Source organism: Corynebacterium riegelii (assembly GCF_016728505.1).
Lineage (GTDB): Bacteria > Actinomycetota > Actinomycetes > Mycobacteriales > Mycobacteriaceae > Corynebacterium > Corynebacterium riegelii.
Map to the genome: position 1 here is coordinate 2,376,318 of NZ_CP068159.1, position 12,097 is coordinate 2,388,414.

Here is a 12,097-nt window from a genome sequence, read left to right on the forward strand (position 1 = left end):
GTACGTCAGTTCGCCTGACTACTGGACCAGGTACAGCGTGATGAACACGCCAACCCAAATCACGTCAACGAAGTGCCAGTAGTAGGACGTTGCCATTGCGGCGGTTGCCTGTGCAGGAGTGAACTTCGACTTCGAAACACGCATCATCACAACGATGAAGGCGATGATGCCTGCCGTCACGTGAGCCATGTGGAAGCCGGTGATGATGTAGATCATCGAGCCATACACGCTGGACTGAATGGTCACACCCGCGTGAATCATCTCCGTCCACTCAATACCGACGAGGACGAGGAAGACGAAGCCGAGTGCGATGGTGACACCGAACCACTTGCGCAGTCCGAAAACGTCACCCCTTTCAGCAGCGAAGACACCCAGCTGGGACGTCACCGACGAGGTCAGAAGGACGACGGTAATAATTCCGCCGAACGCCACGTTCAGGTGCGCCGTCTGGTTGCCCCAATCGCCAGCCGTCAAGCCGTTGGCTCGAGACACGAAGTACATCGAGAACAGGCCGGCGAAGAACATTAATTCTTGGGCGAGGAACGCAATCGTGCCGACGCTGACCATGTTGGGACGGTTCAGCGCTGCGACGCGATCATGCGGTGTCGCCATACCTTGGTTAGAAATTGCGGTCGTCACGCATGTGATTATCCCCTGAAAGAGCCGTAAAGTCACCTCGATTACCCCCGCAATTTCTCTGCACGTAGGACTACAACCAGCTCTTTTTAGTCATAAACGTGTTGCAGAAAAACTTTTTTCAAAACCCGGGAACTATTTAGCCCTCATATCCGACCAGCATCCATGCAGGTCACCCGCAAAGGCTAAATAAATCACGTTGGAAAAAGCGCAATTTAGCCCTTGGCAAAGCGCTGCCAACACTACGTCTCTGGCTCTCGAAATAGTTCCCGTATGTGCCCAACGTCACACGACTAACTCTCCCACCTTTAAGGGTCCACCTTTCGGATGACCCCAGCCTATAGCCAGCAAAGCAAAACCCCGCCGGCTCCGAAGTGCTATCGGAGCGGGCGGGGTATTCCCAGTCGGTGAAGGCTATGCCGACATTAGTGCTTCTCGCGCGGAATGCCGTACTGCAGGTTCAGCTGGGTGGTCGTCCAGATCAGGAACACTGCACCGAAGGCAATCAGCCACAACTGATAGAAGGCAATGCCCAGGCCCAGGAAGAAGATCGCACCGGCCATCGCGAGCGGCCAGATGGAGCTTGGAGAGAAGAAGCCCAGCACACCAGCACCGTCCTCAATCTCAGCCTCTTCCCAGTCTTCCGGGACGATATCCATACGACGCTCGGTGAAGTCGAGGTACACCGCAAGCATGAAGCACAGTCCGGTAGCCAGTACCAGTGCGACAGAACCAACCCACTCGGTGCCGAACAGCCACGCGTCCTCACCAATCCAGGCAGTGGAAATGATGTAGAACACCGCCATCAACCCCAAGAAGGTGCCAATTGCGTAGAAAACTCTTGCGCCAGTTCCCATTTTTTACACCTCTCTTTTAAACGTTCGCGTTCGGGTCTTGGTAGTTGATGCCGTCGCGGGAACCGGTACGGTCACTCACGAACGGGCGGGTGGAGGTTGCGTACGGTGCCTCACCGATGGCGCGCAGAGCGTCAGAGTTCGGCGCCTGCGGGTTAGCAGTACGGTATGCAACGTAGTCGCGGAACTTCTCTGGGCTCACAGCGCGAACCTCGAAGTTCATCATTGCGTGGTAGGTACCGCACATCTCGGCACAGCGGCCAACGAATGCGCCTTCACGGTCGATCTGCTCAATCTGGAATGCGCGCTGCTGCTGGTTGGATTCCGGGTGAGCGTAAGCGTCACGCTTGAACAGGAACTCCGGAACCCAGAACGCGTGGTTCACATCGCCAGAAGCGAGGCGGAACTCAATCGCGGTCTCGGTCGGCAGAACCAGAACCGGTACTTCCTCGGTGGAGCCGATGGTCTCGATCTCATTGAAGTTCAGGTAGGAGATATCACCCGTGGACATGCCGTGAATCGGGTTGGCGTTGCGCGTGCCCTCCGGGTCGAACTTCGTCGCATCCGCGAGCGCCTGGCGCTCCTCATCAACGCCGTCGTACGCCTGGCCGTCTGGGGTGAACTCACCGTCAATGGCCGCGTAGCCAAACTTCCAGTTCCACTGGTAGCCGGTGACGTCAACCGTCACCTTCGGATCCTTGTTCAGCGCCGTAGCATGCGTCTGCGACTGCACGGTGAAGAAGAACAGCACCATGACGATGATGATCGGCACGATGGTGAGAATCAGCTCAAGCGGAACGTTGTACTGCAGCTGCTTCGGAAACTCCGGAGCACCCTGCTTCTCGCGCTTCTTGTTGTTCCAAGCAAAAATCGCGGTGAGGAACAGACCCCACATGATGATGCCAATGATCCAAGCGGCAACCCAGGTCCATACCCAGAAGTTGTACATCTGAGCACCCTCAGGGGTGACCGGGTCCGGCCAGCCCATGTCCATGAGTCGATTGACCGCGTCCGGCGCTGCTACGTCACAGCCGGTGAGCGTGAGCCCACCAAGCAGGAGCGAAGCCGCAATGCCAGCCTTCTTGGCAAAGCTGCGGTTCGTGTGCTTTTCCACGTGTGTTTGCCTTCCTGTCCACACTTCATGTTCATGTTCCGGCCGCTCCATTCACGGTTCTTCGCAGTCTTCGCGAAAAAGTGCATGAAACTACCAGAACATTCCTACCCAGTCAGAATAGTTCAAATGAATTCCGGTGTTGGAATTCCAAGCGCTTCACTTCGCTTCCTCGCTCGGGGGTGGCCCGTCAGCCGGAGAAACCCCCGCTTGTTGGGGTGCGTGCTGGGCTTTTGGCGTGGCGTCGATAAGCAAAAGCTCTTCCTTCGTCCAAAAGTTGGCCCCCTTTCGGGGCACGGCAAAAGATGGACCGGCGCGGTTGCCGGATGTTGGGTGTTCGTCTCTATTGTGGAGGGAAGCAACACGCGCACCTTATATATAGGAGAGGTTTCCAAATTATGTGCGGTCTTCTAGCAATGCTCACGGCCAATGGCGCAGGCGCCTCCTTTGTTGAGCCTGTTGAGCGGGCGCTTCCCTGCATGTACCACCGCGGCCCTGACGCCGCCGGCACGTGGAACGACGCGGACGCGGTTTTCGGTTTCAACCGCCTCGCCATCATTGACATCGAGCATTCCCACCAGCCATTGCGGTGGGGACCTGAGGACAACCCGCAGCGTTACGCCCTGACGTTTAATGGTGAGATCTACAACTACATCGAACTGCGCGAAGAGCTGCAGAAAGAGGGCTTCAGCTTTGCGACGGAAGGCGACGGCGAACCCATCGTTGTTGGCTTCCACCACTGGGGCGAGAAGGTAGTCGAGCACCTGCGCGGCATGTTCGCCTTTGTTATTTGGGACACGGAGACAAAGACGATGTTCGCCGCCCGCGACCAGTTCGGCATCAAGCCGCTTTACTACGCAACAACCGAGGCGGGCACCGTTTTTGCTTCTGAGAAGAAGTCCATCCTGGAGATGGCGCCTGAGCTGGGCCTGTCGCTGGATCTGGATCGCCGCGCAATCGAGCACTACGTGGACCTGCAGTACGTCCCGGAACCGGAGAGCTTGCACACCGGGATCCGTCGCGTGGAGTCCGGCTGCACGGTGACGCTGACCCCGGGCGGGACGGTTAAGTCCAAGCGCTACTTCAAGCCCCACTTCTCCCCCACTCCTGTGGTGAAGGGCAAGGAGCAGGACCTCTACGACCGTATCGCTGCTGCGCTTGAAGATTCTGTGGCGAAGCACATGCGCGCTGACGTCACCGTGGGCTCTTTCCTCTCCGGCGGCATTGACTCCACCGCCATTGCCGCGCTGGCCAAGCGCCACAACCCGGACCTGTTGACGTTTACCACCGGCTTTGAGCGCGAGGGATACTCCGAGGTGGACGTTGCCGCCGAATCTGCTGCTGCGATCGGCGTGGAGCACATTGTCAAGATTGTCTCGCCCGATGAATACGCCGACGCGATTCCGAAGATCATGTGGTACCTGGATGATCCTGTGGCTGACCCCTCGCTGGTGCCGCTGTTCTTCGTGGCCCAAGAGGCACGCAAGCATGTCAAGGTAGTGCTCTCCGGCGAGGGAGCGGACGAACTGTTTGGCGGCTACACCATTTATAAGGAGCCGCTGTCGCTTGCGCCGTTTGAGAAGCTGCCGACTGCGTTGAACCGTGGGCTGAACCGGCTTTCGCGCGTTTTGCCGGATGGAGTCAAGGGCAAGAGCTTGCTTGAGCGCGGCACGACCCCGATGGAAGAGCGGTACTACGGCAACGCTCGCTCCTTTCACTTCGAGCAGCTCCAGCGCGTGCTGCCGTGGGCGAAGCGCGAGTGGGACCACCGCGAGGTCACCGCACCGATCTACGCCACCTCCACCGAGATGGATCCGGTTGCACGCATGCAGAACCTCGATCTGTTCACCTGGATGCGTGGCGACATCCTGGTCAAGGCCGACAAGATGAACATGGCCAACTCGCTTGAACTCCGCGTTCCGTTCCTGGACAAGGAAGTCTTCGAGGTTGCGCAGACCATCCCGTTTGACCAGAAGATTGCCGGCGGCACCACCAAGTACGCGTTGCGCAAGGCGATGGAGCAGATCGTGCCGCCGCATGTTCTCCACCGCAAGAAGCTGGGCTTCCCTGTTCCGATGCGCCACTGGCTGGCCGGCGATGAGCTCTTTGGTTGGGCCCAAGACACCATCCGTGAGTCCCAGACCGACGACATCTTTGCCAAGGATCAGGTCCTGGAGATGCTCAAGGAGCACCGTGATGGTGTCTCTGACCACTCGCGTCGCTTGTGGACGGTCCTTGCGTTCATGATCTGGCACGGCATCTTTGTTGAAGACCGCCTTGACCCGCAGATTGAGCAGAAGGATTACCCCGTCAAGCTCTAAGCTGGGGCGCCATGAGCGTCGTTGAGATCATTTCGTCCCGTGAGGTGCCACTCGGTGGCCCGCGCGCGATGACGGTGCACCGGACTATTCCGCACAGGCAGCGCCCCATGATTGGGGCCTGGTGTTTCGTCGACCATTTCGGTCCCGATGACGTGGCACGCACCGGCGGGATGGACGTTGCCCCGTTTGAGGAGGAAATCCTCATGTGGTGGAACTTTGTCGCCCGCGACTTTAGCGAGATCAAGCAGGCGCGCACGCAATGGCAGGCACAAGCCGGAGGCGACGGTGAGCGTTTCGGGCAGGTCGACGGCTACGTTGGCCACGGCGGGCCAGGGAAAAACCCTGATGGGATGAGCTGGCTGCCGGCCCCAGAGCTTCCCAACGCCACGCTAAAGCCGCGGCGCAACCCGGGGCCGATAGCCCGGGCTGATATTTAGCTGCTGCCGTTAGCCCTCGGCGAGCATCTCGCGCACCATGGGCACAACCTTGGTTCCGTAGAGCTCCACGGAACGCATGCGCGCTGCGTGCGGGATCTGGCCAACAGTGGAATAGACCATGTCGTAGCGTCCCAGGTCCAGCGTGCGAACCGTGTCTGCGATCTTCCTAGCCACCGTCTCCGGCGAGCCAACGGTGAGCGCACCATCGTTGATCTCCGACTCAAACCTGCCGCGGGTCAGTCGCGGCCACCCGCGCGTAATGCCGATGCGGTGCTGGGCTGCCGCGTACTCCTCAAAGATGAGGTCCTTGGCTTCCTCATCAGTGTCAGCGACAAAGCCCGGCGAGTGCACGCCCACTGGGTGCGCGGTGGTGCCGAATTGCTCGGTTGCCTGCTTGTACAGGTCAATAAACGGCTTGAAGCGCACCGGCGCCCCGCCAATAATCGCCAACATGAGGCCAAAGCCGTAGCGGGCAGTGCGCACCACAGACTCCGGCGAGCCACCCACGCCGACCCAGGTGGTCAGGCCATTTTCGGTCTTCGGGAACACATCGGCGTTGTCCAGTGCCGGACGAGTCTCACCCGACCAGGTCACCGGCTCCTCTTTGACCAACTCCGCCCACAGGTTGATCTTTTCCTCAAACAGACGGTTGTAGTCCTCCAGCTTGTAACCGAACAGTGGAAAAGACTCCGTAAAGGACCCGCGGCAAAGGATGATCTCCGCACGGCCGTTAGACAACGCGTCCAACGTAGCGAACTGCTCAAACACCCGAACCGGGTCGTCGGAAGACAGCACCGTCACCCCTGACGCCAGCTTCAGGTGCTTCGTTGCGGTAGCAATACCGGCCAGCATGGTCGGCGGCGAGGAAATCGCGTAATCCGGCCGGTGGTGTTCGCCAACCGTAAAAGCGTCGACGCCGATGCTGTCTGCCAGCACGGCCTCCTCCAGCGTTGCGCGGATTGCTTCTGCGTGCGTGAACAGGGTGCCGTCTTCATGGCGCGGCAGGTCGCCGAAGGTGTCTAGGCCAAATTGAATAACTGCTGGGTCCAGCGTGGTCATGTGCACTCCCTTTATTACGTGACGTGTCAACTACATTAACCGATTGGGTGTGGGAATATTCCCGGCGTTGGGGATGCGTCAATAAGCAAGAGCCCTGCCCTACTAGCAGATAAAAATTTTCGGCCCCTATTTCCGCAGGTCAGATGTCAATACCTTCAGCTGGAAACGCGTTATCTGCTAGGAGCAGCGCGGTGCAATCGCCGAAAGCACGCGATAATTGGCAAGCATGAAGCGAACCCTTGGCATCAGCATCATGGCAACGGTGGCACTTTTCGCTTCGGCCTGCGGGTCGGGCGAGGAAGCTACCCAAACGGAAACCAATACTGAGACGACAAGCACCGCCGAGCGCGGTGGCACATCCACCATCACCTTCGCCCTGCCCGACGGGGTGAGTGAGGTTGCGGACTATTCGCCTACGGACGGCTGGACGAAGTCCTACACCGACAACCCGGAGAACCCAACGATTGTCATTCGTGTCAGCGATGACTTGGGCCGAACCCCTGACGCGGATTCAACGGTTGGTGTGCTGCGTGGTGAGGCCATGCTCAATGGCGCTTACGGCCCCGACTGGTCCCCGGGCGAGGTGGAGAAGCTGGAAGTGGATAACGCTGACATTGGGATTGAATACTCGTTCAGCACGAAGCAGGAAGACGCTGACATCACCGGCACTTGGTTCCTGCTGTCTCATGACGAAAGCGAGAAGGTCGCAGGCGTTGAGGTCATTGGTACGGATGTCTCCCCCGCCCTGGTCTCGCAGATCCGCGACTCGCTCGAATACACCCCGTAAGAACCCCACAAATACATTCCGCCGCGCGGAAACCTCACCCAAGCCCATCAAAGGCTTAAAGGGAAGTTTTCCGCGCGGCGGAATGCGTAAGAAAGCTAACAGCGCTTAGTTAAAGCTGTCGCCGCAAGCGCAGGCGGAGCCAGCGTTCGGGTTATCAATGGTGAAACCCTGCTGCTCAATGGTGTCAGCAAAGTCGATGGTTGCGCCGGTCAGGTACGGCACGCTCATCTTGTCCACCACGAGACGGACACCGCCAACCTCGTCGATCTTGTCACCGTCAAGCTCACGGTCATCAAAGTAAAGCTGGTAGCGCAAGCCTGCGCAGCCACCCGGCTGCACGGCAATACGCAGGGAAAGGTCGGTGCGACCTTCCTGGTCTAGCAGCGCCTTTGCCTTTGCGGCAGCTGCCTCGGTCAGGGTTACGCCTGTTGCGGAAGTAGGTGCAGTCATTGTTTTCTCCTCACGTTCTTGGTGGAGTTTGCGCCCAGCGTACTCCAACTACGCCTTGCAACGTCACGCACACCCTACCTATTCCTGCATCCCGCCTTTGGACTATGGGGGTGGCCTTGTAGCCTAGGACTCGTGAAACTTCCCTGGCAGAAATCTGAAACGGCAGCAGATGCCGAAACGTTGAGCACCGACACCTCCGCAGAAACCGCCGCGGCGGCTGAGCCTGAACCGCAGTACCCGAAGGGCTACACCCCGCCGAAGGGTAAGCCGACGCCGAAGCGTCATGACCAGGAGGTCAAGCGCGGCGTGGTGCGCGATCCGAATGCGGCGACGCCGGCGCAGCAGGCGCAGCGTCGTAAAGAGTTAAAGCAGTCCATGAGCAAGGAAGAGTGGAAGGCGTACAAGCAGCAGGAGCGCGAGGAGCGCCGCAAGGCATCGCGCGAGATGCAGCAGCGCATTGACGCAGGTGATGATCGCTACCTCATGGAGCGTGACCGCGGTGAGGTCCGCCGCTACGTGCGCGACTGGGTGGACTCGCGCCGCCTGTTTAATAACTACGCCATGCCGTTTGCCATGGTGCTGCTTGCAGTGATGTTTATTGGCACGTTCTTGCCGCGTCTGGCTGCTGCGCTGAGTATTGTGACGTTTATTTTTGTGGTCACGATCTTCTTGGAGGCGTTCATCGTTGGCAAGCGTGTGAACAGTGATGTTCGCAAAAAGTTCCCGGGCACCACGGACACTGGTTTTGCGCTGGGTATGTATGCGTGGACGCGTGCGTCGCAAATGCGCAGCTGGCGTTCCCCGAAGCCGCAGGTTGCGTTGGGTCAAAAGGTCTAAGCCGTGGCTGTGCAATTCCCGCCAGTTGAGGCGCCGAATGCGTCCCGAAAGCAGACGATCCTAGACAGCCTGCAGGTGTCGGTGCCCGGCCGCTCCCTGGGGCGCTTAGCGCAGATCGGTGCGTGGGCTGCGGCGGTGCAGGGTGCGGATGTGCCGCAGCCGTTTACGCGTGCGCGTGCGGTGGTTGTTGCTGGCAATCATGGGATTGCGCGTCGTGGTGTCTCGGCGTGGGTTGAGGATGCCGCGCAGCAGCAGGTGCAGCAGATCGCTGCAGGTGGCGGGCCGGCTAATGCGGCTGCCAGGCTTGCCGGTGGGAGCATCAGGCTTGTCGACGTTTACGTGAACCACCCCACCCGCCCCATCGACACCGAACCCGCCATGACGCTTCAGGCGTGCACGGAGGCCTTCGAGCACGGCATTGCTATTGCTGACCAGGAGATTGATGCCGGCGCGGACCTGATCATCCCGGGTGATTGCGGGGTTGGAAACACCACGGTGGCCGCCGCGCTGTTCGGGGTATTCACACGCACGGAACCGGTCAAGGCGATCGGCCGGGGTTCCGGAATCAATGATGAGGTGTGGAAGGTCAAAGTCACCGCGATTCGGGACGCAATGTTTCGAGTGCGCTCCTTCCGCGATGATGAAGAGCGCGTGATCGCAGAGATTGGCGGGCCGGATTTTGCTTGCCTGGTGGGGTTGATTGCACAGTCGGCGGCGCGCCGTACCCCCGTGGTTATTGACGGCGCGTACGCCGCCGTTGCCGCCTACGTGGCTGAGCGCATGGCACCCGGCACGAAGCGCTGGCTGATTGCCAGCCAGCTCACTGCTGAGCCTTGCCACGTGACCTGCCTGGAAGCGCTCGAACTTGAGCCGGTGTTGGCGTTGGACTGCACCGTCGGCCAGGCAGCCGGCGGGTTGGCGGCGTTGCCAACAATCAACCTCGCCGCCGAGCTAGTCGCTGACGCCCTGGCGGACGCCACCTAACCCCGGTTTAAACCAGGCGATAGTTCCAGCCGTGGGTGTCTTCCACGGTGCCGTTTTGGATACCGCGCAGGCGCTCACGCAGCTGCAAGGTGATTGGGCCTGCCTCGTTGTTGTTAATGGTGAACTCACCATCGGCAGACAGCACGCGGCCCACGGGCGTGATCACGGCGGCGGTACCGCAAGCCAGCGTCTCGGTGATCTGGCCGGACTCGGCGCCGTTGCGCCAGTCGTCGACAGTAATCTTGCGCTCTTCCGGCGCATAGCCCAAGTCCTCCGCAACCTGCAGCAGGGACTTGCGGGTAATGCCTGCCAAAAGGGAGCCCGACAGCGCAGGCGTAATCAGCTTGGCGTTATCGCCGGAGCCTTCGACGAACATGAGGTTCATGCCGCCCATTTCCTCGATGTACTTACGCTCGATTGCGTCCAGCCACACAACCTGGTCGCAGCCCTTCTCCTCTGCCTCAGCCTGAGCCAGCAGAGATGCGGCGTAGTTGCCGGCAAACTTTGCGTCACCGGTACCACCAGGTGCTGCGCGGACGTACTCCTTGGAAATCCACACGCTGACCGGCTTGATGCCGCCGGAGAAGTACGCACCGGCAGGTGAGGCAATGAGGTAGAAGGTGTACGAGCTACTCGGCTTAACCCCCAGGGTTGCCTCCGTAGAAATCATGAAGGGGCGCAGATACAGCGCTGCCTCGCCGCCGGCTGCCGGGACCCAGTCCTGGTCCACGGTCACCAGCTGCTTGATCGCTTCGATGAATGTCTCTTCCGGCAGCTCCGGCATGGCCAAGCGGTGTGCGGAGTGCTGGAAACGGGCAGCGTTTTGCTCCGGGCGGAACGTGGTGATGGAGCCATCTTCATGGCGGTATGCCTTCAGGCCCTCGAAGATGGCTTGACCGTAGTGCAGCACGCTGGTTGCCGGGTCCAGAGAAATTGGGCCGTAGGGGCGCACGCGTGCGTCGTGCCAACCGTCTTCTTCCGTCCACTCGATGGAAACCATGTGGTCAGTGAACGTTTTGCCGAAGGCTGGGTTTTCCAGGATCGCCTGACGCTCAGCGTCGCTCACGGGATTGTCGGTTTTGGTAATGCTGAATTCGATCGAAGACATGACCTAACCTTACTCCTATGAAGTTGAACAATTTCAGCGCCCGCGGCACGACCGTGGCGCTTCGCACTGCTGACACTGCCCCTACTACTGCTGCACGCATCGTCCCTATTGCCAAAGGCGATGATGGCCTTGAGCTTCCGGTGACGTCTCTTGCACCGGAAGGCTTGCTCGACGCACTGTCCGCTCTCGGCGCCAAGGGTGGCGCTGGCGAGACGCTTCGCCTGCTTATCGACGGCACCGTGTACCTCACCACCGGCCTCGGCAACGCCGACGACATCGATGATGAGGCGGTACGCCGCGCCTACGGTGTCGCAGCCCGCGCGCTTGGCGATATCAAGGAAGCCGCCGCATCCTGTGAGTTTGGCACCCAGGCCGTGGTTGAGGGTCTGCTTCTGGGCAGCTACAAGTACGCAGGCTTCAAGTCTGAGAACGACAAGGACGGTGACAACTCCCCTGCCACCGTGACTGTGGTTGGCGCTGACCAGGAGGAGTTTGACCGCGCGGTTGCCGTGGCCGATTCCGTGAATTTCTCCCGTGACCTGGTCAACACCCCGGCCGCGTTCCTCTACCCGGAGGCCTACGCCGGCATTGTCAAGGACCTCGCCGAAGAGTGGAAGGACGAGGTTGACCTGACAGTTGAGGTCATCTCGGGCGACCAGTTGGCCCAGCAGGGCTTCGGCGGCATCGTGGCAGTTGGCAAGGGTTCCAAGAACGGCCCGCAGCTGGTGCACGTGTCTTACGACGGTGGCGGCGACAAGCACATCGCCCTGGTTGGCAAGGGCATCACGTTTGATACCGGCGGGATCTCCCTGAAGCCTTCCGCGAATATGGAAGACATGATTTCGGACATGGGCGGTTCGGCCGCGCAGTTGGGTGCGATCGTTGCCGCAGCAAAGCTGAAGCTGCCTGTGCGAGTCAATGCGTGGCTGCCTATGGCTGAAAACATGCCGTCGGGCAACGCAACCCGCCCGGGCGATGTGATCACCCACTACGGTGGCAAGACCTCTGAGGTGCTCAACACCGACGCTGAGGGCCGCCTCGTGCTTGCCGACGCTATTGCGCGCGCATGCGAGGACAACCCGAACTACCTGATTGAGGCCGCAACCCTGACCGGCGCACAGCTTGTCGCACTCGGCGCACGCACCACCGCCGTGATCGGTTCCGACGAGTTCCGCGACACCGTCGCCGAAATTGGCCGCGGCGTCGGCGAGCCGGCTTGGGCAATGCCGCTGCTTGAAGAGCAGGAAGAGGAACTGAAGTCCCCTGTGGCTGACATGCGCAATGTACACAACAAGCGCACCGGCGGCACCAGCTTCGCAGGCCTCTACCTGTCCAAGTTCGTGCCGGAGGACGTTGAGTGGGTACACCTGGACATCGCTGGCCCGGCATGGAACGGCGGCTCCCCCTACGGCTACGTGCCTGCACGCGCAACCGGCGCGCCGGTACGCACCATCGTGGAGACGATCAGCCGCATTGCTGCTGACCAGGTCTAAAAGCCTGATTAGCTAGCCTG

Annotated in this window: 12 protein-coding genes; 6 read left to right on the forward strand and 6 right to left on the reverse strand. The window is 60.1% G+C overall.

What is annotated here, in order from left to right; all coding sequences use genetic code 11:
• Nucleotides 1-18: 18 nt before the first annotated feature.
• From ctaE to ctaC, 3 genes are all read right to left on the reverse strand, one after another.
• Complete coding sequence (gene ctaE / locus I6I71_RS11300; RefSeq protein WP_201821134.1) at nucleotides 19-639, reverse strand: aa3-type cytochrome oxidase subunit III; 621 nt, start codon at nucleotides 637-639, stop codon at nucleotides 19-21.
• Between the two features lie 422 nt (nucleotides 640-1,061).
• Nucleotides 1,062-1,493, reverse strand: a complete 432-nt coding sequence (gene ctaF, locus I6I71_RS11305; protein WP_201821136.1) for an aa3-type cytochrome oxidase subunit IV — start codon at nucleotides 1,491-1,493, stop codon at nucleotides 1,062-1,064.
• 16 nt (nucleotides 1,494-1,509) lie between these two features.
• Entirely contained in the window at nucleotides 1,510-2,604 is a 1,095-nt protein-coding gene (gene ctaC / locus I6I71_RS11310) for an aa3-type cytochrome oxidase subunit II (RefSeq protein WP_201821139.1), read from the reverse strand.
• A gap of 395 nt (nucleotides 2,605-2,999) precedes the next feature.
• Here ctaC and asnB point away from each other — a divergent pair, with 395 nt between their 5' ends.
• The gene (gene asnB / locus I6I71_RS11315; RefSeq protein WP_201821141.1) at nucleotides 3,000-4,922 is read left to right on the forward strand and encodes an asparagine synthase (glutamine-hydrolyzing); all 1,923 of its coding nucleotides are present in this window, start codon (nucleotides 3,000-3,002) and stop codon (nucleotides 4,920-4,922) included.
• Between the two features lie 11 nt (nucleotides 4,923-4,933).
• Nucleotides 4,934-5,359 (forward strand): pirin-like C-terminal cupin domain-containing protein, encoded by a 426-nt coding sequence (locus tag I6I71_RS11320; RefSeq protein ID WP_201821143.1) that lies wholly within the window; start codon nucleotides 4,934-4,936, stop codon nucleotides 5,357-5,359.
• A gap of 9 nt (nucleotides 5,360-5,368) precedes the next feature.
• Here I6I71_RS11320 and I6I71_RS11325 read toward each other — a convergent pair whose 3' ends face one another.
• The gene (locus tag I6I71_RS11325) at nucleotides 5,369-6,418 is read right to left on the reverse strand and encodes an LLM class flavin-dependent oxidoreductase (protein ID WP_201821145.1); all 1,050 of its coding nucleotides are present in this window, start codon (nucleotides 6,416-6,418) and stop codon (nucleotides 5,369-5,371) included.
• Between the two features lie 226 nt (nucleotides 6,419-6,644).
• Here I6I71_RS11325 and I6I71_RS11330 point away from each other — a divergent pair, with 226 nt between their 5' ends.
• Nucleotides 6,645-7,205, forward strand: coding sequence for a hypothetical protein (locus I6I71_RS11330; RefSeq protein WP_052203587.1), 561 nt, complete (start codon nucleotides 6,645-6,647; stop codon nucleotides 7,203-7,205).
• A gap of 105 nt (nucleotides 7,206-7,310) precedes the next feature.
• On the opposite strand, the gene I6I71_RS11335 is transcribed toward I6I71_RS11330, so the two are convergent.
• Nucleotides 7,311-7,655, reverse strand: a complete 345-nt coding sequence (locus tag I6I71_RS11335) for a HesB/IscA family protein (protein ID WP_052203586.1) — start codon at nucleotides 7,653-7,655, stop codon at nucleotides 7,311-7,313.
• Between the two features lie 132 nt (nucleotides 7,656-7,787).
• Here I6I71_RS11335 and I6I71_RS11340 point away from each other — a divergent pair, with 132 nt between their 5' ends.
• On the forward strand, nucleotides 7,788-8,492 hold the full coding sequence (locus tag I6I71_RS11340) for a DUF3043 domain-containing protein (RefSeq protein ID WP_070495985.1): 705 nt from the start codon (nucleotides 7,788-7,790) through the stop codon (nucleotides 8,490-8,492).
• A 3-nt stretch (nucleotides 8,493-8,495) separates the two neighbouring features.
• The gene (locus tag I6I71_RS11345; RefSeq protein WP_201821147.1) at nucleotides 8,496-9,476 is read left to right on the forward strand and encodes a nicotinate-nucleotide--dimethylbenzimidazole phosphoribosyltransferase; all 981 of its coding nucleotides are present in this window, start codon (nucleotides 8,496-8,498) and stop codon (nucleotides 9,474-9,476) included.
• A gap of 7 nt (nucleotides 9,477-9,483) precedes the next feature.
• Here I6I71_RS11345 and I6I71_RS11350 read toward each other — a convergent pair whose 3' ends face one another.
• On the reverse strand, nucleotides 9,484-10,584 hold the full coding sequence (locus I6I71_RS11350; RefSeq protein ID WP_070495981.1) for a branched-chain amino acid aminotransferase: 1,101 nt from the start codon (nucleotides 10,582-10,584) through the stop codon (nucleotides 9,484-9,486).
• A gap of 17 nt (nucleotides 10,585-10,601) precedes the next feature.
• Between I6I71_RS11350 and I6I71_RS11355 the strand changes: the two genes are divergently transcribed.
• Nucleotides 10,602-12,077 (forward strand): leucyl aminopeptidase, encoded by a 1,476-nt coding sequence (locus I6I71_RS11355; RefSeq protein ID WP_201821149.1) that lies wholly within the window; start codon nucleotides 10,602-10,604, stop codon nucleotides 12,075-12,077.
• Nucleotides 12,078-12,097: the final 20 nt, after the last annotated feature.